The sequence below is a fragment of the Bacillus sp. FJAT-27225 genome (genome assembly GCF_001685025.1).
Classification (GTDB): Bacteria; Bacillota; Bacilli; order Bacillales; family Cytobacillaceae; genus Bacillus_D.
This window is the reverse complement of the sequence record NZ_MAYU01000023.1, coordinates 183,488-204,535: the sequence shown is the minus strand read 5'-3', so window position 1 is coordinate 204,535 and position 21,048 is coordinate 183,488. Positions and strand designations below refer to the sequence as shown.

The window sequence follows — 21,048 nt, the reverse complement described above, 5'->3', positions numbered from 1 at the left end:
ATATAAAGGGGGAAGTGCAGTTTTAAGAGGGAGCTGGATTTGCTGGACATTTGTTTATGGTATATTTTGCCTCCTTCCTTGAAAATTATATCATATTCATTTTTCCAATATTCAGCATGTACCTTTGATTTTTTACAATTATATGAACAATCTTATACGATTTAAGAAAAAATTGGCTGGGATGAATCGGTTCAATACCGCCTTCACACCAGCCAATTACAGCTTATATAAACCCCGTCTTTTTCGGGAAGCGTCTCACTTCGTTTTATCTTAAAGAGGCTACTTCTACCGTTCCCCCATTACATCAGGATTCTTAGCCTCAAAATCATTGAGCAATGCACGCACTTCAACTGTTGATTCCGTGCTCATTAACTGATTTCTCAACTCACTTGCCCCTCGAAATCCTTTCACATATATCTTAAAAAAGCGATGAAGAGCCTTGAATGAACGCAGCTCCAAGTTTGCATATTTATCATGAAGATCCAAATGCAGCCTTAAGAGATCCAGCAATTCCTTACTGCTATGATCTTTCGGTTCTTTTTCAAAGGCGAACGGATTATGAAAAATCCCACGGCCAATCATAACCCCATCAACACCATACTGTTGGGCAAGCTTAAGGCCGGTTTGACGGTCAGGAATATCTCCATTGATCGTTAGAAGTGTATCGGGTGCCACTTCGTCTCGGAGTTTCTTAATCTCCGGGATGAGTTCCCAATGAGCATCTACTTTGCTCATTTCCTCTCTTGTACGCAGATGAATGGAAAGATTGGCTATGTCCTGCTTCAAAATGTGTGTCAGCCAGTCACGCCATTCGTCTATATCCGTGTAGCCAAGCCTTGTCTTTACACTTACAGGCAGTCCTCCTGCTTTTGCAGGNCTATATCCGTGTAGCCAAGCCTTGTCTTTACACTTACAGGCAGTCCTCCTGCCTTTGCAGCCTGGATCAACTCTGCTGCAACTTCGGGACGGCGAATAAGACCGCTTCCCTTTCCATGATCCGCCACATTAGGCACCGGGCAGCCCATATTGATATCCAAACCCCGAAAGCCGAGTTCCGCCATACCAATACTCATTTGCCGAAAATTTTCAGGCTTGTCCCCCCAGATATGGGCTACAATCGGCTGTTCATCCTCTGTAAAAGCCAAACGCCCACGCACACTGCGCATCCCCTCTGGGTGGCAATAACTCTCACTGTTTGTAAACTCAGTGAAAAACACATCAGGTCTGGCTGCTTCACTAACGACATGGCGAAAAACAACATCCGTCACATCTTCCATTGGTGCAAGTATAAAAAATGGCCGTGGTAAATCACGCCAAAAATTGTCTGTCATGATTGAATTCAAATCCTTTCATTATGGGATACCAACCACTTATCCCAAAATTGAAAAGCAAGATGTTCCTGCTCCTTTTACACTTATACCATTTTTGAGTACTTTTTATCAAACTAAGCAGGAGAAAGGAAAATTTGGAATAACCCCGAATGGACACTTTTTCAAAACAAAAAAGACTGCCACTAGAGACAGTCTTCCACGTTTCAAACTAATTCGTAATCGTTCCAATCGGTTTTTCGTTCACGCTCTTGTAAATATGGTGTTAGTGTTCATGCATGTTCAATCAATGAATTAGAACTAAAAAGGAGTGGGCTTGAGCCTCACTCCTTCATAATAGAATCACCATTCGCGATGAACAGGAAAAATGTTCCACCCCCAGTCATTCTATATTAATTACGCAATAATGCCCCATTAGGCTTTGGTAACTCTCGTTCTGTTATCTGATTCATTTTACAAAAATGTTCAAAGAATTGCTGTGCCAGCTCTTGTTCCTTCGGTTCACTTTTCAACGAAACGATATCACGCAAAATTTGAGCCATCCATACATTATCAAAATAACGGTATTTACCTGTATTCCAAGTCATTTTGTGGGGGAATTTCTCATTTACGTAGTATTTCCAGAAGAGCATCTTATCCGATTCTTGTTCTGTAAGTTGGAGTCTGTATGTTGAATGAGCAGGAATATATCCATCTTCACAAAGCTTACCGATAAAGTCTTCATTCACCATATAAACACCTAAGATACGCCTGTCTTTCTCAGGCATGCTGGAATCTATTGCTGTTAACAAGACAGCGCTATTTTGGTGCAAGCGAATCGGTTTGTTTGGCTTCCCTTTGTTAGTACCACTTTTTATTACGCCTGAAAAAACCTTCCACTCTGAAAAAGAGCTATTCTGTTCTTCTGTGTCACACCAAAAAACCATTTGGGATTCGGGATGAAGTTTATGATTTTTCATAAGTTTTTCATGTTCCAAGCGAAGTTCCCGGTTTTTTTGTTGTAGCTTTTTTTCTTCTTCTTTCTTCCATTCTTCCTCTTTTCGTTCGATTTCCATTTTTTGTATAACTTTTTCGAGTGAATTAGCAGCAACTTTATCATGCAGTTTTAGGTGCTGTCCAAATACATCAGGGAAAACAAACTTTTTATTCTCCGATGCAAAAAGTATTTCAATAACAGAGTCATTATGTTTAACTATACTACCCGTACCAAAACGCTTGTGTGTAACTTTCTTATTGATTAGATTCAATATATTAGTCCTCCTTGTAGAATAAAAATTCGATTACTACTAGATAGTAAATTGATCATTTTATCCACCTAAATTCCTTTAAAGCTCACACAACTGTTTGATTTTATCTTCGGTTTAAAAAAGGATATTAAAAAAACGTATCCAAAATTTTTTCTGCAAAAAGGACAGCTGAATTCGGAATACGATAAAAAACAATTGTAAAACTATTGTAACATTTATTTGGAAATATTGCAAATTTATTATTGACAAGATATTTCACCGTGGGGTAAAATAAAAGTTTTATTCTAGATACTTAATTAAAATAACTATGCATAAGCCCTTCAAAAGGTCGCTACACTTCTGGAATCCGCCTTTAACTAATTATTTGATAGCGGTGCTTATTGGAGATAACTACAGAGCGAAATAAGAATGTTGGGCTTCCCGGACGCCTGCAGGAAGCGAAGCCCTGGAGCGAACCAACAAGGTATTATTCAACCATAAAAAGAGGCCCAAAAGGTTACATTGGGCCAGTCTCTTCCTTCAGCGCTAATTTTGTGATTGCCTAACACCCGGTATCACATTACTAACTCTTTAACCATTTCGCTGTCAATGTTTCTGCGTTTAGCATTTCTTCTGGTGTGCCTTCAAATATAATTTGTCCGCCTTGTTTTCCTCCTCCCGGACCCATTTCTATAATCCAATCACTCGCTGCTATAAAATCTAGATTGTGTTCGATGATGATGACAGAATTTCCTCTGTCTACAATATTTTGAAATACATTCAGGAGTTTTGCATCATCTTCTGCGTGTAATCCTAAGGAAGGTTCGTCTAACAGGTAGATTTGTCCTTCCTTTTGTAAATGGCTTGCAAGTTTTAGACGTTGGATTTCTCCTCCGCTTAAAGAACTTGTCGTCTGTCCCAAGGTTAGATACCCTAATCCTACCTCTTTTAGCGTATCCACTCTTTTTAGGATTTTTGGCGCCTTAAAATAGTTCATAGCTTCATCTATTGTTAAATCTAAAATCTCTACGATGTTTTTATCTTGATATTGATACGAAAGCGCTTCGTCTGAGTACCTGGTACCGCCACATGCTTCACAAGGAATTGTCACTGGATCTGCAAATGCTACTTCAGGCGTTAGTACTCCTTTTCCTTTGCAGACAGGACATGCTCCCAATGAGTTGAAACTGAACAATCCCGCAGGTTGTCCCGTTGCTTTTGAAAATGCTGTGCGAATATCATCCATTATTCCCATATATGTAGCCATGGTCGAACGGTTAGAGATTCCTATGCCGCCTTGTCCTACCGAAATGGAATCTGGATACTTTTGAGCCAATGCTTCCAGTATTAATGAGCTTTTTCCTGAACCAGATACTCCGCATACAGAGACCAAAACATTCTTAGGAATATCTATACTTACATTTTTCAAGTTATTGTTACTTGCTCTTCTTATTGTAAAATAACTTTTTCTATCCCTCGGACTTTTGTTTATCTTTAGATCTTGCTTTAAGGCCTTTGCAGTTGGAGAGTTTTTTATTCCTTCCACTTTCCCTTGATAAACCACTTTTCCTCCATTTACTCCTGCTCCTGGTCCCATTTCGATTATTTCATCCGCTACTTTAATGACGGATAGATTGTGTTCGATTACGATGACAGTATTATGTTGGTCTCTTAGCCTTTTTAGCATCTGGATTAACATATCTACTTCTTCCGGATGAAGTCCTGCACTTGGTTCGTCGAAAATGTAAGTAATATTGTTTAGGCTGCTCCCTAAATGGCGGGCGATTTTCACTCTTTGAGCTTCTCCGCCGGAAAGGGTGCCCATTTTTCTGGACAGACTTAAATATCTAAGTCCCATGTCGACTAATTGTTTAACATATGGGATTGCTTGTCTAGCTATCGATTCTCCCATTGGTTCCCTTATGTTCTTTAATTCTTCCAGTAATTCCGGAAGCTCTAGTTGATCGTATTCAGCGATATTTAAACCATTTATTCTACATTCCAATACCTTTGGGTTTAGGCCTGAACCTTGGCAGGTTGGACACAATGAATGTGTTGAAACTGCTAATACATCATCTTGGGATACTTGTTTTAGCTTTGAGATATCTCTATTTATATAGACGCGCGTAAATCTTGGCAGTAACCCATCCCACTCTGCATTGTGAGGCCCATTTTTTGTATGAAACGGCGCATAGGCTCTTTCACCTTCCCGGGGACCGTATAAAAACAGATGTAGTTTTTCTTCCGAGTAATCCTTTAATGGTTTATCTGGATCAAATAATCCGCACGTCATCATCCAATTACCTTGCCACCCTGAAGGAGATAATGGCTTAAATCTAACAGCATACTCTCGAAGTGATTTATCAAAATCAATAAGCTTATTTATGTCCGGCCTAATGACCTCCCCAAATCCGCCACATTCAGGACATCTTCCGAAGGAGCTTTGGCTTGAAAAATCGGTCGCAGAACCTATCGGCGGATCCCCGATTCTCGAGAACAAAAGCCTGATTAATGGATCAATATCCATATAGGTCCCTACTGTTGAACGGGAATTGCCTCCTATAGGTCTTTGTTCCACTACTACAACAGGACTTAAGTTTTGCATAAGATCAGCATGGGGCCGTTCGTACCTTGGCATTTGATATCTTAAATAGTGAGGATAGTTCAAAGTCATTTGCCGTCTGCTTTCTGTTGCTAATGTATCAAAAGCGACAGAACTCTTTCCTGAGCCTGAAAGACCAGTAAATACGACGATTTTTTCCTTTGGTATGTTCAAATCGACATTTTTTAAATTATTTTCTTTAAGCCCTCTTAAAATAATTTCATCTTTCATTTCTGACATTTTATTATCCTTTCTATAGAGTATATTTTGCTAAATCGTTCAACTATATTGCCGGAACTCTACCCCATTGCGTGATATTAAAACACCCTTATAAAACACACAAAACTGCTGAACTCACACTAATCCTTCTTTATATGCCCTTTTCCGCATCCTTTATCACGCCTTTTTACGGTACCTTTATTCTCACCAAGAAACACGGAAAGGCAACTCCCATAAAGGTTAGTTGCCTTCTAATGAAGTGAGTTACGAGGCACCTTTTATTGCTTTTACAAAATCGGTGGCTATACCAGGATCCACTATATTATACTCTTCCTGATGAGGTGGTTCGGCAAAGGCAAATGAAACATCATTGCTGATTGTGGTCTTGTCTCTCATCCAATTCTTACAAGAGCTGTGGTACTGAAGAATACCGGTTTTATTCATTAGTACGGATGCATTTTCAGCATTTACTCCTCCTCCGGTTAATATTTCAATTTTATCTCCATATTTGTCCTGCAGTTTTGTTAATAACTCTATCCCTTCCATTGCTGTATTATTTAATCCACTTGTTAATACTCTTTTTACACCTAAGTCAATCAAAATCTCCATAGATTGATAGGGATCCTTGACACAATCGAATGCTCTATGAAAAATAGCATCTTTATTCTTCTGGTGAATCATGTCTATTATTTCCTTGCTCTTATCTATGTCGATATGACAATTTTCATCTAAACAGCCAAACGCAATTCCTTCAACATTAAAGTCCATGATAGCCTCAGTATCTGCTAACATCGTTCTAAATTCATAGTCATTATAGAAAAATCCACCTGGACGCGGCCTGACCATAGCTACAATGGGGATTGTACAATTGTTTACGACCTGCTTTATTGTTCCAATTGACGGAGTTAATCCCGATAAATACATGGCATTAGTAAGTTCTATACGGTCTGCCCCTGCATTTTGTGCGTTTATAGCATCTTCCAAACTTCCACAACATATTTCTGCAATTCGTTTCATTACCTTCACCTTCCAAATTATTTAAAAATAAAGAACCTAGGTGGCATCCCCCCTAAGTTCTCAGTGTTTATATATAATTCTACCAGTTATGACAACAATTGTGCTGATCAGAACCATCCCTGATCTCCTGCCTGCCGGAAACCAACTATGTTCAGTTGGAACAGAGGAAGAGGAATGTTACATGGAGATAGTATGTTCCTTCTATACACCCCGGCAATTGTAAGCGGATAGTGCCTAATTCTCTTTCCTAAAACTACACTATAAAAGCAAAATATAGTATAAATAACAAACAAAGCACATACATAATTGGATGAATTTCTTTATACCGCTTTTGTGCTACTAAACAAATTGGATAAAGAATAAAACCAAATGCAAGACCTATTGCCACACTAGAAGTGAGGGGCATCATGATAATCGTCAAAAAGGATGGAATGACAATTTCAAGCTTGGTCCAGTCTATTTTCCTTATTTCCATTGCCATTAATGCCCCCACAATAATTAAGGCAGGTGCTGTAACTTCTAATGTAATAACAGCAAGAACTGGTGAGAAGAACAAAGCAATCGCAAAACAAGCAGCAATAACGACAGCCGTAAAGCCCGTTCTTCCTCCTACAGCAATTCCAGCGGAAGATTCAACACTCGTAGCAGGTGTGGATGTTCCCAAAATAGCTCCAACTGCACCAGCGGTAGAATCGGCAAGCAATGCCCTTCCTATATTCGGAACAGTATTACCTTTCATCATTCCCGCTTGGCTGGTTAGTGCAATTAATGCACCAGCCGTATCAAAAAAGGCAACAATTAAAAATGTGAAAATAACCGCCATTAATTCAGGGGTGAAAATCTCATCCAAATGGGAAAACACGACACCAAATGTTGGTTCCATACTCGGTATATCTCCCACAATGGTTGAAGGAACATTAATTAATCCGACAATCATTCCAATAATCGTGGTAATGACGATTCCATAAAAAATTCCTCCACTTATTCCACGTACTAACATAACAATCGTAATAAACAGGCCAAAAATAGCCAGTAAGGTCGTAGGTGAGCTTAAATTTCCAATCGAAACAAATGTATCAGGATTGGAAATAATAATTCCTCCATTTTTTAACCCAATGAACGTGATAAAGAATCCAATTCCAGAAGCTATTGCATGTTTTAAATTCAATGGAATGATATTAATGATCTTCTCTCGGATTTTCATTAAACTTAATAACATAAAGATGATTCCTGCAATAAAAACACCGGTCAAAGTGACTTGCCATGCTATTCCCATCCCAATACACACAGAAAAAGTGAAAAATGAATTCAACCCCATACTTGGCGCAATTGCGATTGGGTAGTTAGCAAGCAACCCAATGAGCAGTGAACCGATGATTGCAGTAAGAGCAGTTGCAGTAAATACGGCCCCACTATCCATCCCGGATTGGCTTAGGATAAGTGGATTTACGACTAATATATATGCTACGGATAGAAAGGTTGTCAGTCCTGCTACCGTTTCCTGCTTAAAGGAAGTATTCCGTTCTGCAAATTTAAAAAAGTTTCTCATGTTGTAATCTCCTATTCTGATAAAGTGAAACTTCAATCAGTGGGGGGTTCCATCCCCACTGATTGTTAGTTGAACCAATCGGACTTTTAGGGGCAGTTGACCCCCACTTATCATCTTCGACTTCTGAAACTTGAGGTGGGGTCTTACTGCCCCTTAATGCGGGATGAATTAAAGAATAAACGGGAATGATTCCGAGGTTAGTTTTACAGCCATCCCTTTTATAATTCCCTTTAAAATAAAAAAACTTTGACCACAGTTTAGCCAAAGTTTTTTCTACCGAAAAGGGATATAAACCTTCATTTATTTCCCATTCCTTGTAGACAAGCTATTTAAGGTAGCTGGTAGAAACTTTCAAGCCGTATTCTTGAATTTATACAAGGTATATCTATTCTTTTTTAAACAATAGGAGAATGATAACAATTTAAAGTAAAAACTTCAATAAAATATAGTATGAAGTGATATAAGTTTTATCTGTAAGATATGGTTAATACTGGATGAAGGAGTGAGAAAGTCGGAAAGATACTATTGAAAGGAATTGCTGGAAGTTTGAACAAAGAAATGTTCCCAATTGAAAATCAATATTCGAGCCGCATTTTTTAGACCACGGGACTATAGACATAGAAAGTTCAAAAGTTCTAAACGGTTTCTTGACTTTTTAATCATATAGTATATTTAGACCTTTAAAGAATTTCATATACTATCGTTAAGCATTTTAAGAGGTGAGGATACCCGGGTACCAGTAGTAAAAATGGGGGGATTTTTTATGAGAATAAGCGAAAAAATTATGAGCAGGATACAGAAATATTTACGGACCTTATTTTTACTGTTCGCATGGATTCTTCTGCTAGGAATCGTCACTCAAGTTTCTTTAGCAGGCTTAGCTTTTTTTGTTGATGGTACACTCTGGCAAACACACAGAACTGTAGTAAAGGTAATTGAATTCGTTCCATCCTTCATGTTTATTTTGGGCCTTGCCGGGAGAATCCCTAAAATGTATACCACAACGAGCTTTCTGTTATTCTTTTTAATCAACTTCCAATACTACACTACCTACGGCTGGCTTGGTGCCATTCATTCAGTATTCTCACTCTTCTTATTTTCGATTTCATTGTTTGTTGCCTGGGGTTCATATAAGGTTGTTGTGAAAGGCAAGAAAGAACTTATTGATGATGGCAGCTCCAATAAATTCAGTACTGGAGGCCACAGGGACGGTTCCATTGGCTTTTAGTCCCCCTTGAATTATTTTGCAATTACTAATCAACCATTGGGGTTACATTATTATAAGAAAAGAGGCAACGCCCAAAAGGGTTAGTTGCCTTCTTTTAATACCAAATTCGTAACCGCTTCAACATGTCAGATTGTGACAGCAAATGGGGAGTTAGTGAGTGTTATCATTAAAAACAAAAAATTCACAGTCCTGAACCCCAAAGCATTTAATTAACGTACCGAGGGCAGGAACCTCTATTACAATAAATCTCTTCTCAAATCCTCTGCGGACCTTGGAGACAGATAACCAGGTGCAACATCAAAAACAGTTTTTGCACCAGCTTGTCCTTCTTTATTTAAACGATAAGCGGCTCTTGCATATGCCACTAGTACACTAGCTGTAAATTCAGGGTTACTCCCTAAGTCAAGCGAGTATTCAATAATTTGTTTATTGTCATTTCCTGTTTTTCCGCTTCGGATGACAAAACCGCCATGTGGTAATTTTGAATGGTTTTCTTTTAATTCTTCTGCTGTAATAAAGTTTACTTCTGTCTCATAGTCAGCAAAGTAGTTCGGCATTGTTTTAATATCGTGTTCAATTTTTGCTTTGTCATATCCTTCTTGTGCTACGACATAACAAACACGTCGGTGTTTTTCGCCTGTAGATAATTCAGGATTCACTCCACTTTTGACCTTCTCTATTGCTTCATCAATCGGTACTGTATACTGAACACCACCTGCTACACCCTCAACTCTGCGAATCGCGTCTGAATGCCCTTGGCTCAGTCCTTTCCCCCAGAATGTGTAAGTTTCACCATTTGGTAAAATGGCTTCGGCCATTAAACGATTCAATGAAAATAAACCAGGATCCCAGCCAACAGAAATAATACTGATCTTTCCACTTTCTTTAGCCGCTTGATCCACTGCACTAAAATATTCAGGAATCTTTGCATGTGTATCATAACTATCGATTGTGTTAAACATCCCGGAAAAATATGGACCTTGCTCTGGAAGATCGGTTGCTGAACCTCCACATAAGATCATCACATCAATTTTGTCCTTATATTCCTCTGCACTCGCAATAGGCAAAACCTCTACATTTGGTTCATTTACTGAAAGGGTTTTAGGTGCCCTTCTTGTAAAAATAGCCACAAGCTCCATATCTGAACATTGCTTGATTGCTTCAATCGTTCCTCTGCCAAGATTACCGTAGCCTACAATTCCTACTTTAATTTGATCGCTCATACTCTATCCCCATTCCTATTTTTTCTTCATTTTTCATTATAATTCACTATTTAACAACTCACAAAAAGAATCTTATTCACCTTAATCCATTTAAATATAGTTTCAATTATATCGCCCATAAATAGGATAAGCAATTCACCTGATTCATGGAAAATAGTTGCTTGCTTTTGTATAACAAGATGAAGGATGTATAGAAGATCTGAAGGAACTTGAAGGTAAGCCTTTGCTTATCTTTAACAGGTTTGTAAATAACACTTTCAATGGTATCCAGATTAAAGGGTGTGCGACCCCGGTTAAACTTTTTTAAAAAAATCTTATTATTTGTATATTCCACTCATAGCCAGGAAACCAATTGCACTGAATACAAAAAAACAAGCCATCTTTTTTGCTGGCTTGGTTTTTTAATAGATTAGTAGAGATAACGGACTCTTATCCGTTTGTTAAAGCGCAGATCTTCCATTTCCCATCGTCCCCTTAAACAACCATCCCTGTATCACGTGTGGGAAACAATGATTTCGCAAGTGCCTTCTAATTGGAAGCTGCCAAATCCCGTTGGGAGGATGAGATGTGCTCCTTTTGTTAGTTTGTATTGTTGTTTTTTATGGGTTAAAGTGGCAGCTCCTTTTATAACGCTTAATAACAGGTATTGTTCGTTAATGGAGAACTGTGATTTACCGTCTATATCCCATTTATAAACTGTGAAGTAGTCGGATTGAATGAAGGTTGTTATCTTTACACCGGTTCGTTCTTCGACTCGTGGTGAATTGACTGGATTTTGATGAGGAACATTCGTTACGGCAATGGCCTTCTCCAAATGCAGCTCGCGAAGATTTCCCTCCGAGTCTCTCCGGTTATAATCATATAACCGGTAGGTTGTGTCAGAGCTTTGTTGGGTTTCCAAAACAATCGTTCCTTCACATAATGCATGAATGGTACCACTAGGAACATAGAAAAAATCCCCCGGTTTGATTTTTACTCTCCGAAGCAATTCGTCCCATTTTCCTTCCTTCACTTTATGAATCAATTCTTCCTTAGTGCGGGCATTGTGGCCAAAAATCAAATCCGCATCTTCTTTGCAGTCAATAATATACCAGCATTCAGTTTTACCCAACTCTCCATTTTCATTAACCGTGGCATAATAATCATCAGGATGAACTTGAACAGATAAATCCATGTTTGCATCCAAGATTTTCGTCAATAAGGGAAATACCTCTCCCGTCGAGTTTCCAAACAGTTCGGGGTGCTCCTTCCAAAGTTGGTTTAACTTCCAACCCGTATAAGTTCCATTGTTAACAACCGATGGACCATTAGGGTGTGCAGAAATGGCCCAGCACTCCCCCGTGTTTTCAAATGGAATCTCATAATGAAATTTTTCTTTTAAAGCTATACCTCCCCAAACTCGTTCCTTAAAAACAGGTGTTAAAAATAACGGTTCCAAAATATTACCCCCAAAAATATTTTTGCCTTTCAAATAGATAAATTTAGCTTTCCTTTAACGCTAGATCCGCAAGCAACAATGCACCTACAAGTCCAGCGTCATCTCCCAAAACAGGCTTGACTATATAATTTGAGAGCTCAGGTAGAGTAACATACCCCTGTATCATTTGGGGGAGATAGTTATAAATAGAAGTAAATACTTGGGTCTGGTGCATCACGCCCCCGCCGAGGATAATCTTTTTCGGTGAAAGAATTAAAATATATTGCATAAGAGCTTGAGCAATATAATATCCTTCTAAATCCCATACCTCCGGACGGTCTGCCAGGTAAATGCCTTTGGCTCCCCAACGCGCTTCAATTGCAGGTCCCGCAGCAAGCCCTTCCAGACAATCATAATGATAAGGACACTTTCCTTGAAAACTATCATCTGGGTGGCGCCTTACAAGGATATGGCCCATTTCCGGATGGGACAGCCCTTGAAGAAGCTTGCCCTCTACAATGGCACCAACTCCAATGCCGGTACCGACTGTTATATACAAACAGCTGTCCAAATTCTTTGCGGCCCCAAATGTTGCCTCTCCTAACGCTGCCGCATTCACATCCGTATGAAAACCAATAGGAACACCAAAGGCCTCTTTCATCACATCGACAAACCGATAATTCATCCAACCCGGCTTAGGGGTAGAAGTAATGGAGCCGTAGTCAGAACTTTCCCGATTCACATCAATTGGACCAAAAGAACCGATTCCTATCGCTTCTAATTCAAATTGCTTAAAAAAAGCAATTACCTGCGGAATCGTTTCCTCTGGGGTCGTCGTTTGAATCTGAATCCGCTCGTTTATATGGCCATTTTTATCCCCAACAGCACAATTAAATTTAGTTCCACCCGCCTCAATCGCGCCTAGCATAATACATTTCCTCCATATAAATTGGTTAACTACTTAAAATTTGATATAGATCTACCACATTAGCTTACCATACGCCCATGATTTTGGACGCATGTATCGAAGGAAAGCAGCTGATTTCATCCTCATAAAAAAGTTTATTCGCTTTTAATAGCGCGGTAGAAATCTGTGTCTATTTACTTGACGTAGTATCATCGTTTATTACTTCGTTAATTTTTTACAAGGCATCTAAAAGGAACTCCCTTAGGGGTTAGTTGGTTTTTCCAATACTAGTTTCGTAACAGCCTCAACATGCGTTGAGTGTATGTGACAACACATGGGGTGCTGGTGAGTTATAAAATACTTACTTATTCGAACACTATATCAATTATTACAATAATCGGAATCCGAGTATTATATATAAATTATCTTAATGCTTAGAAGTTTAATTTTTTGTCGTATTGATTTTAACAAGTTTATCATTCTCGAAAATATACTTAATATTGTCTACATGATGGCTTTTTTTAACAGGAGATTGATAAATAATTAAGGTGGGATGATATTGAAATTGTTGAAAATTGGTTCCTTATCAATTTTATTAATTTTCTTTTCTAGTTCCTTTGCAATGGCTTCTACATTGCTTGGAACTACGAAGATTACATGGGATGATTTTTCTAAAGGGTTTACTGAGGAAAAGTGGTTTTATTTTAGTGCAGGTTCTTATATAGGGAACGATGGAATTGTTACTACCTCAAACAAAGGACTTGAAGTGGTTTCTAGCGGAAAAAATCCAATTACCGGAGAACCGGCATTTACCAATACACTTGCGCAAGAACATGTAAATGGAGGCCTCTCAGGTGGAATTGATCATGTTAAATGGCTAGCCTATATGAACAATACCTCTTCAAAAGGATATCCCGGTTTTGATGCTGTCTCTGGAAAGGAGCTATCGTTTGAAACGTGGATTTCTGGGCAAACCTATGGAACTCAATTTCACCCTTTTGGTGATCATATAAAGGATCCCAATGATATTCGTCTAGCAAGTTTCGCTTTTAATACAATGGATATGGAATCCTTTATGGTATTTGACTTTTTCATTACTAATAATCAAATCTATGCATTTTACGAGCGGCTTCCATTTGGCCGTGGGGGAACTCTTGGCAATTATGCTGCATTTTCTTACAAAATCCCCGTTAGAAAACGGAACCCTGCGGATGTTCATTATTTAAGAATTTCTTATGACAAAGATAAAGGGACGGTTAAATGGTATGTAAATAACTCGGAAGTGTTCAGTGTTGATAAAATTGGATATAAAATAGACCCGCAATATATGATTTTAGATCATGGCGGGGAAGAACAATTGGTTAAGCCCGATCAGTTAGTTGGGGGAATTGGGATGTTTACATTGCTTGATGCCTTTGATAACGGAAAGGGATTGGTTAAGCTGTCGACGGAAGAAAATTTCTACTACCATCCAATAACAGGCCAGACACCTCTATCCTTTGTGGATGAACAGAGCTTAGAATCAAGTCGATTATTTGGCCAAGGAGCCAGATTAAATGTAAAGCAGGTTAATGTTGTTTATAAACAATCAAAATAAAGATAATATAATAATAATGCTGCCCTTTTGATAATTGAATTCAAAACGGCAGCATTATTTACTAACCGTAGGATTAGACAAAAAACGTGTATGAGCGGCGACTCCCAGCCCATACATGAAAAAGTTTTTCCACAGAATAAAGCAGATGTACTATCCGACCGATTACCTATGTCATTAATAATAAATGAACAAATTATGTTTCTATTCTTTAATAAATTTAAGCTTAACAATACACTCCATATGTGTGGAGTGTGTGTGGCAACACATGGGATGCAGGTGGTTTGCAACAAAAAGTTTATATAAGAATGTCCCATTACTAGCGAAATGCGACAACTATTTAGTAAAAATTGTGCACAATAAAACGTTCAAATATTATTTACATGTCCTTGAAAACATTACCTGCCCGCTTGGAATTGTCTTACTAAAGAATTCATTAATCCAAGCGGAACGTGTATTTCAAATTTTGAAGGAGGATTACGGATTTCGATGATTTTTAACAAGAGATGAACAAAGTGTAAAGGTTGAGTTTATGCTTCTGTGTTTGGCTATAAACGGAACAACTTCACAAAAGTATCCAAATACAAAGTTTAGGCGTTGGAAGCTGTCTCAATTTTTATTTGGGACAGCCCCTTTTTGTGAATAGGATATACGATTTCGTATTTACCATCGGCATTAACAGACAAATGCCTGTTATGCTTTTGGAGGTGTTCCTTCCGCGTTTGATACAATTGCATCAATTTGGACTAAAGCATCTTTAGGTAAAGCAGATACGCCAACTGTTCTTCGTGCAGGAGTACCGCCTGGGAAGAATGTTGTGTAAACTTCGTCTACAGCATCAATATCTCCAATATTTTTAACGAAGATATTTACTTTAACCACATCGTCCATAACGTGGTCGATACTCTCTATAATTGCCTTGATATTTTTTAAGCACTGTTCAGCCTGCTCTTTTACACCACCAGCTACCAATTCACCGGTTTTTGGGTCCAAAGGTAATTGAGCTGAAAGGTGATTGTAATGAGAGAAAGCTACTGTTTGTGTAGATAGAGAACTTGTTGGTGCATTTTCAGTGTTGTTTGCCCATATAACGATTCCATGTCTGTCTTCAACAGCTTGTGGGGGTGTACCATCTCCGTGTGACACCACTGCTTCCATTTGCACTAAAGCATCCATAGGTAAAGCGGAAGCTGCAACTGTTGTCCGTGCAGGGACATAGGATGCGGATCTGGCGATAGCCGAGTCTGGGAAAAATTTTTTGTAAACTTCATTTACAGCTTCAGTATCCGAGAGGTTTTTAAGGAAGATAGTAATTTTAACAATATCATCAAAAGGAACGTCGATACTTTCTAAAATTGCCTTGATATTTTTTAAGCACTGTCCAGCCTGCTCTTTTACACCGCCAGCCACCAATCTACCCGTTTTTGGATCGATAGGCAATTGAGCTGAAAGATTATTGTAATGAGAGAAAGCCACAGTTTGTGTAGATAGAGAACTTGTTGGTGCATTTGCCGTGTTATTTGTAAGCTTTATGAGGTCGCCTGCTTGTGGTGAGTTTGGAATTGTACCTTCTCCATGTGAAACAAGTGCTTCAATTTGCACCAAAGCATTCATAGGTAAAGCTGCAACTGCAACTGTTGTCCGTGAAGGAACATAGGTTGGGAAGAATGTTTTATAAACTTCGTCTACCGCGTCAACATCTTTGATATTCTTAACGAATACAGTGATTCTAACAATATCGCTCATATCATGATCGATGCTCTCTACAATTGCCTTGATATTTTTAAAGCATTGCTCAGCCTGCTCTTTTATACCGCCAGTTACCAATTTACCCGTTTTTGGATCGATAGGTAATTGTGCTGAAAGATTATTGTAATGAGAGAAAGCTACAGTTTGTGAATATAGACCGTTACCGTTTGGAGCATTTTCCGTATTTCTTGCTAATACTTCGTTATAGCCGCTCATAATATTATCCCCTTTTAAATAAATTTTTAATTTATTTAATCGCAGTTTTACACCGAAGAAACCGGTCTAAATTCCTTGATTGTAAAAACGAATTTTTTATGTGTGTTGTAATACCAGGGTTAATTTCTAACCGTTCAGAAACACTTTTTTCCATAAAACCCGCTATCCTTCCCACTATATTGTCTGATTCCTTGATGATTTCTCCTTTGAAAGCGATTCGCTTTTTATCTGCATAATTTCCATATGAATTAACGGCTCAAAAAATTAAGTATTTGTAATGAATGACCCCCTTCCAAATTTTATGTTGTCCACGGCCAAAAGAAAAAATTCACATTTTTCTTGGCCGTAAAATTTCAAAGGGATAAGGGGTGAATTTTATTTTTGAAACCTTAATACATGCCCTGCTATTTTCGGACTAAGCAAAAGAACACCTAAGGCTAGTTACCTGCTTTTTGTGTTTAAAACAATCAATTGTTATCCACTTGCATTAAAATTTGTTCCGAAAACTCGAATAGACAGAAGGATAAGGACAAACAAAAAAACAGTTCCAGCCAATAAAATCAAATTGGCAAAAACCGGTCTATATGGTTACACTTTGGAAACTACTTCTACATGTGTTGAGTAAATGTGGCACACAACTTATTGTTCTTGCAATATGAGTTGCGCCACGCACTCCACATGTGCCAAGTGTATGTGGCAACACATGAGGTGCTGGTGAAGTTTAAAGGCATTACAAGCTTAAAACATAGCATAATTATGACTAATGCTCACATATATCGTCGTACAGGTGAAGATAAACAAATTTGTTTTGACAGATGAAATATCTGGTGGCAACATGCGTGCTTATTAAGATGGAAAATATATTGAACAGTTAGAATATGCAATTACAAGAAGCTAGAAAAGTTACATGGCCTTTCTAGCTTTTAACATTTTAGTGTATGTACATCATGGTACTGGTGGGTTTATTTGGTGATTACTTTGAAAACTTGGTTAAATTAGATACTATATTGTTATGATCAAAGATATTGGAGGAATTAGAATGGAACTTACTGTTTATTTAGCAGGTCAAATTCATGATAATTGGAGAGAGGAAGTGGCACAAAAAGCTAAGGAAAAAAATCTCCCTCTCCTATTTGTAGCCCCGCAGACAAACCACGATCTTTCAGACAATATTGGCGAAGAGATTCTAGGAAAACAGCCGTCTAATCTTAATAAAGATGATGCTGCATCAGATATTAATAATTTCAGAACCCAAGTCTTAATGCAGAAAGCGGACATCGTCATTGCCTTATTTGGTGAAAAGTATAAACAATGGAATACAGCAATGGACGCAAGCATGGCCATTGCCATGAACAAGCCGACGATTATCATCCGGCCTGAATCATTGATTCATCCCCTAAAAGAGCTTTCAAACAAAGCAAATGTAACCGTCGAAACTGTCGATCAAGCAATAGAAGTCATCAGCTATATTTTTGATTAAAACAAAGTGCCTGTCACTTCCCGATTTCTGTCTAAAAATACGACAAGAAATGGTTAGTTACAGGCACTTTTTACAACTTTTTCAATATCTATATTAATACCAACTGCGACACGCACTCCACATGTGCCGTCTGCGGGAACATATCGACAGGCTGGATGTACTCTACATTGTATTTACTGCTCAATGTCTGGATATCCCTTGCCAATGTCGATGGATTACAGGAAACATAAACAATTTTCTTTGGTTTTACCTTTAGCAAAGTTTGAAGCAAGCTTCCGTCCAGGCCGGTCCTAGGCGGATCGACGATAACGACGTCTGGGCGCCAGCCCTCTTTCGTCCATTTTGGCAGCCATTCCTCCGCTTTGCCAGTCACATAGGTCGAATGTTTAATTCCATGTCGGGAAGCATTTTTCTTGGCGTCTTCGATGGATTCGGGGATGATGTCCATTCCCCTGATTTCGGCTGCCTGGTTTGCAACCCAGAGTCCGATTGTGCCAACCCCGCAATAGGCGTCAACGACTTTCTCTGTTCCTGTCAGTTCGGCGGCTGCCTTCACCTCATCGTATAGCCTGATTGTCTGGAGGGGATTGAGCTGAAAGAAGGTCCGGGCTGACAGCTCAAACTGCAAGTCCCCTAACGTTTCCTGGATAAAGTCACTTCCTGCAAGGGTGGAAGTCTCTTTTCCAAAAATCAATGAAGTCCTTTCGCCGTTGATGTTCTGGACGATCGACTTTACCTCTGGTAGCCTCTTTGTAATTTCTTCGATCAGTAAGTCTTTTCTCGGAAGGTCTCGCTGAGTTGTAATAAGGACAACCTGCAGTTCCTTCGACTGAATGCCCACGCGGGTGACAATCGTCCGGACGATTCCTTTCCGCAATTTTTCATTATAAATAGGAATCCTCAAGTCCTGGAGAATCCGCTTTACCTTCAAGGTCGCATCAGTTGTTGCACCATGCTGGACAGCACATTGCTCAATGTTGATGAGCTTGTGCGAATTCAAGCCATACAGGCCTGCGAGTACTTTGCCTTTATGGACGCCAACCTGGAAGCTGCTTTTATTTCTATAAGCCCACGGGTCTTCCATGCCGATCATTGGGCGGACGTCGATTTCATCAAGGTTCAGTTTCGTATGGCGTTCAAGTGACTGCAGTACAATGTCCCGTTTTTCAACCAGCTGCTGTTCATATCTGAGGTGCTGGAGCTGGCAGCCTCCGCACTGCTCGTATACTGGGCATGGCGGTGCAACCCGATGAGGTGACCGCTTTCGGATTTTCTTAATCCTGGCCTCGGCGAACTTCGGGTTGATTTTCGTTGCCTCGACAACCACTTCCTCGCCTGGAAGTGCTCCGGGAACAAAAACGACCTGCCTTTTGAAATAGCCGACACCCTCGCCGTTGATGCCCAGACGCTTTATTGTTAACGGAAATTCCTGCTTTTCTTTTATCTTAATTGCCTGGTCTTGTTTCATTGTTGCTCACTCTTTTCGTTCTACTATTTGGCAAAGGAGTACCATCCCCCTCTGCTATTCGATGCTGCGCCAGAGATACAGGGAGGCGTAGCTGAGATAGGGTTCCCAGCCGGTTTTGTAGCGTTCCATTTCTTCGTAGGTTGGTTTCTTTTCAAGGTTGTACAGTTTTTTCAAGGCGTTCTGGATGCCGATGTCGGCCATCGGGAACAGGTTCTGTCTACCCAATCCGAATAGCAGGAAGTTTTGAATTGTCCATGCGCCAATCCCGCGAATTTTAATTAGCCTGTCGAAGATAATTTGCTCATCCTCTTGTTTAAGGGCTTCTAGGTCCAACCCGGCTTCGGTTACGGCTTTGGCAATATCAATGACGTATTCTGCTTTGCGGCCGCTGAACTGCAGTTCGCGAAGCTCTTCCACGGTTAGTGCAGCGACTGTTTCTGGGTCTGGATAGAACCAGGCTCCATCTTTTTCAAAACCATACTTTTTTACAAACCGCCCTGTTAACTTGATCGCAAAAGCCATGTTGAGCTGCTGGTGGATGATGCACTTCAGCAGACAGCCAAACGGATCAAAGTCGAGAATGAGCGGTGTGCCGACATGCTCTTCAAAAATCAGATTCAGGTCAGTTTTTCCAAAATGATCGTGGATGTCCTTTAACGGAACCTCCCACTGAAATACTTCGCTAAGCCGCTTGATCATACGGGCTTTATCCCCGGATTCAGCTTCAATGACGAAACTTGGTTGCTCCGTGGTCCCGATAGCCGTTACCCTTGCGGTAAAAGCTTCATCATTCAATTTTATTGGCACATGGATTGTCCTTTTATCAAGGTCAAGCGCATTGAGCGGATCCATCGAAAGGCGGTCGAGGATTCTGTCAAAATTATATGGACCTTCTATTTCAATCGTTTCCTGCCACACATTGGTTTCCCCTTTAGTCTAGTTTTCCGTATTATAACATGTTTTACTTTGATAACATAAAGTTGGAAATAACCTTAAATCTGCGGGAGGATATTGCCTCTACATCTATATAGAGGTAGCTAATCAATTTGGGTTCAGATAAACTAATAGTATATTTTGGGAAAAATTCTAAAGGAGGACCCTTGGGATGCCTGTCATATTGGCGAGTATTTTTTCGATATTTATTGTCTTCATGACTGTTTTTTCGATTATAAAGGTGTTGCATATCGGCTATAACCGGAAAGAGATTACGCGCCAAAAATATATCGGTGCAGCTGCGGCCACTTTCATGATTGGGGTTGCTGTTTCTCTTCTCCTTCCTATTGGCTTTCAAAAAGTGTTCGATTTAATTATGTAAAATGGGGGAATTTGATTGACCTATCATATTCGAGTAAGAGCCGGGGCGCTGATTTTAGAAAATGAATCGATTCTTTTAGTTGAATTCAAGGACGAGAAGGGATTGCATTATAATCTGCCATCCGGCGGAGTTGAGCCGGGTGAATCGATTATCGAAGCAGTTCGGAGGGAAGCAGAGGAAGAGGCGTCGGTTGATGTTGAGGTTGGTCCATTGGCGTTTGTTTATGAATATGCCCCTCATCTTACTCCCCAAAGGTATGGAGACACACATTCTTTAGGGCTCATGTTTGACTGCAAAATAAAAGAGGGTTCTATTCCTATGATGCCAGAACAGCCGGATCTATATCAGACTGACGTTACATGGGTCAAACTTACGGAATTAAAGAATATCGTGCTCTATCCGAATATGAAAGACCAAATTATTGCATATTCGAAAGACAAGAAACCTCTTGGGTTCATTGAGGAACAAACCTTAAAAGAATACATATAGCTAAGGTCGTCAGTGGGGCTA

General features: G+C 39.4%; 15 protein-coding genes, 1 pseudogene and 1 riboswitch. Of the genes and pseudogenes, 5 read left to right on the top strand and 11 right to left on the bottom strand.

Going from position 1 to position 21,048, the window contains the following annotated elements; all coding sequences use genetic code 11:
- Positions 1 to 285: 285 nt before the first annotated feature.
- The 5 genes and pseudogenes from A8F94_RS19895 to A8F94_RS19875 form a co-directional block, all read right to left on the bottom strand.
- Positions 286 to 1,331 (bottom strand): annotated as a pseudogene (locus A8F94_RS19895) (tRNA dihydrouridine synthase).
- A gap of 389 nt (positions 1,332 to 1,720) precedes the next feature.
- A complete protein-coding gene (locus A8F94_RS19890) occupies positions 1,721 to 2,575 on the bottom strand; it encodes a malate synthase (RefSeq protein ID WP_066204427.1) in 855 nt (284 codons plus the stop codon).
- A gap of 562 nt (positions 2,576 to 3,137) precedes the next feature.
- Positions 3,138 to 5,396, bottom strand: a complete 2,259-nt coding sequence (locus A8F94_RS19885) for an ATP-binding cassette domain-containing protein (protein WP_066204424.1) — start codon at positions 5,394 to 5,396, stop codon at positions 3,138 to 3,140.
- Positions 5,397 to 5,639: 243 nt separating this feature from the next.
- Positions 5,640 to 6,392, bottom strand: a complete 753-nt coding sequence (locus A8F94_RS19880; protein ID WP_066204422.1) for a copper homeostasis protein CutC — start codon at positions 6,390 to 6,392, stop codon at positions 5,640 to 5,642.
- Positions 6,393 to 6,645: 253 nt separating this feature from the next.
- Positions 6,646 to 7,941 carry an NCS2 family permease gene (locus A8F94_RS19875; protein ID WP_066204420.1) on the bottom strand — a complete coding sequence of 432 codons (1,296 nt, stop codon included), beginning with the start codon at positions 7,939 to 7,941 and terminating at the stop codon, positions 6,646 to 6,648.
- Between the two features lie 297 nt (positions 7,942 to 8,238).
- Positions 8,239 to 8,339: riboswitch (purine riboswitch) on the bottom strand.
- A gap of 365 nt (positions 8,340 to 8,704) precedes the next feature.
- Here A8F94_RS19875 and A8F94_RS19865 point away from each other — a divergent pair.
- Positions 8,705 to 9,169 (top strand): DUF6220 domain-containing protein, encoded by a 465-nt coding sequence (locus A8F94_RS19865; RefSeq protein ID WP_066204419.1) that lies wholly within the window; start codon positions 8,705 to 8,707, stop codon positions 9,167 to 9,169.
- 236 nt (positions 9,170 to 9,405) lie between these two features.
- Here A8F94_RS19865 and A8F94_RS19860 read toward each other — a convergent pair whose 3' ends face one another.
- The 3 genes from A8F94_RS19860 to A8F94_RS19850 form a co-directional block, all read right to left on the bottom strand.
- Positions 9,406 to 10,392 carry a diaminopimelate dehydrogenase gene (locus A8F94_RS19860; RefSeq protein WP_066204418.1) on the bottom strand — a complete coding sequence of 329 codons (987 nt, stop codon included), beginning with the start codon at positions 10,390 to 10,392 and terminating at the stop codon, positions 9,406 to 9,408.
- Positions 10,393 to 10,885: 493 nt separating this feature from the next.
- Positions 10,886 to 11,833 (bottom strand): mannose-6-phosphate isomerase, class I, encoded by a 948-nt coding sequence (gene manA, locus A8F94_RS19855; protein WP_066205097.1) that lies wholly within the window; start codon positions 11,831 to 11,833, stop codon positions 10,886 to 10,888.
- Positions 11,834 to 11,873: 40 nt separating this feature from the next.
- Positions 11,874 to 12,737: an ROK family protein gene (locus A8F94_RS19850; protein WP_139070146.1), complete on the bottom strand. Its 864-nt coding sequence runs from the start codon at positions 12,735 to 12,737 to the stop codon at positions 11,874 to 11,876.
- A gap of 538 nt (positions 12,738 to 13,275) precedes the next feature.
- Between A8F94_RS19850 and A8F94_RS19845 the strand changes: the two genes are divergently transcribed.
- Positions 13,276 to 14,313 carry a DUF6081 family protein gene (locus tag A8F94_RS19845; RefSeq protein ID WP_066204414.1) on the top strand — a complete coding sequence of 346 codons (1,038 nt, stop codon included), beginning with the start codon at positions 13,276 to 13,278 and terminating at the stop codon, positions 14,311 to 14,313.
- 690 nt (positions 14,314 to 15,003) lie between these two features.
- Here the strand turns inward: A8F94_RS19845 and A8F94_RS19835 are convergent.
- Entirely contained in the window at positions 15,004 to 16,275 is a 1,272-nt protein-coding gene (locus A8F94_RS19835) for a RidA family protein (protein WP_066204410.1), read from the bottom strand.
- 1,039 nt (positions 16,276 to 17,314) lie between these two features.
- Between A8F94_RS19835 and A8F94_RS19830 the strand changes: the two genes are divergently transcribed.
- Positions 17,315 to 17,755, top strand: coding sequence for a YtoQ family protein (locus A8F94_RS19830; RefSeq protein WP_066204409.1), 441 nt, complete (start codon positions 17,315 to 17,317; stop codon positions 17,753 to 17,755).
- A gap of 88 nt (positions 17,756 to 17,843) precedes the next feature.
- Here A8F94_RS19830 and rlmD read toward each other — a convergent pair whose 3' ends face one another.
- Together rlmD and A8F94_RS19820 are read right to left on the bottom strand one after the other, a co-directional pair.
- Positions 17,844 to 19,223: a 23S rRNA (uracil(1939)-C(5))-methyltransferase RlmD gene (gene rlmD / locus A8F94_RS19825; protein ID WP_066204408.1), complete on the bottom strand. Its 1,380-nt coding sequence runs from the start codon at positions 19,221 to 19,223 to the stop codon at positions 17,844 to 17,846.
- Between the two features lie 54 nt (positions 19,224 to 19,277).
- The gene (locus A8F94_RS19820) at positions 19,278 to 20,141 is read right to left on the bottom strand and encodes a DNA-3-methyladenine glycosylase family protein (RefSeq protein WP_066204405.1); all 864 of its coding nucleotides are present in this window, start codon (positions 20,139 to 20,141) and stop codon (positions 19,278 to 19,280) included.
- A gap of 187 nt (positions 20,142 to 20,328) precedes the next feature.
- Between A8F94_RS19820 and A8F94_RS19815 the strand changes: the two genes are divergently transcribed.
- Both A8F94_RS19815 and A8F94_RS19810 read left to right on the top strand, forming a co-directional pair.
- Entirely contained in the window at positions 20,329 to 20,538 is a 210-nt protein-coding gene (locus A8F94_RS19815; protein ID WP_066204403.1) for a hypothetical protein, read from the top strand.
- Between the two features lie 15 nt (positions 20,539 to 20,553).
- On the top strand, positions 20,554 to 21,027 hold the full coding sequence (locus tag A8F94_RS19810) for an NUDIX domain-containing protein (protein WP_066204399.1): 474 nt from the start codon (positions 20,554 to 20,556) through the stop codon (positions 21,025 to 21,027).
- Positions 21,028 to 21,048 lie beyond the last annotated feature (21 nt).

Excerpts from the sequence above, each read along its gene's own strand:
- A8F94_RS19885 (WP_066204424.1), bottom strand. The coding sequence starts at position 5,396 with ATGTCAGAAATGAAAGATGAAATTATTTTAAGAGGGCTTAAAGAAAAT.
- A8F94_RS19880 (WP_066204422.1), bottom strand. The coding sequence starts at position 6,392 with ATGAAACGAATTGCAGAAATATGTTGTGGAAGTTTGGAAGATGCTATA.
- A8F94_RS19875 (WP_066204420.1), bottom strand. The coding sequence starts at position 7,941 with ATGAGAAACTTTTTTAAATTTGCAGAACGGAATACTTCCTTTAAGCAG.
- A8F94_RS19865 (WP_066204419.1), top strand. The coding sequence starts at position 8,705 with ATGAGAATAAGCGAAAAAATTATGAGCAGGATACAGAAATATTTACGG.
- A8F94_RS19860 (WP_066204418.1), bottom strand. The coding sequence starts at position 10,392 with ATGAGCGATCAAATTAAAGTAGGAATTGTAGGCTACGGTAATCTTGGC.
- A8F94_RS19850 (WP_139070146.1), bottom strand. The coding sequence starts at position 12,737 with ATGCTAGGCGCGATTGAGGCGGGTGGAACTAAATTTAATTGTGCTGTT.
- A8F94_RS19835 (WP_066204410.1), bottom strand. The coding sequence starts at position 16,275 with ATGAGCGGCTATAACGAAGTATTAGCAAGAAATACGGAAAATGCTCCA.
- A8F94_RS19830 (WP_066204409.1), top strand. The coding sequence starts at position 17,315 with ATGGAACTTACTGTTTATTTAGCAGGTCAAATTCATGATAATTGGAGA.
- rlmD (WP_066204408.1), bottom strand. The coding sequence starts at position 19,223 with ATGAAACAAGACCAGGCAATTAAGATAAAAGAAAAGCAGGAATTTCCG.
- A8F94_RS19815 (WP_066204403.1), top strand. The coding sequence starts at position 20,329 with ATGCCTGTCATATTGGCGAGTATTTTTTCGATATTTATTGTCTTCATG.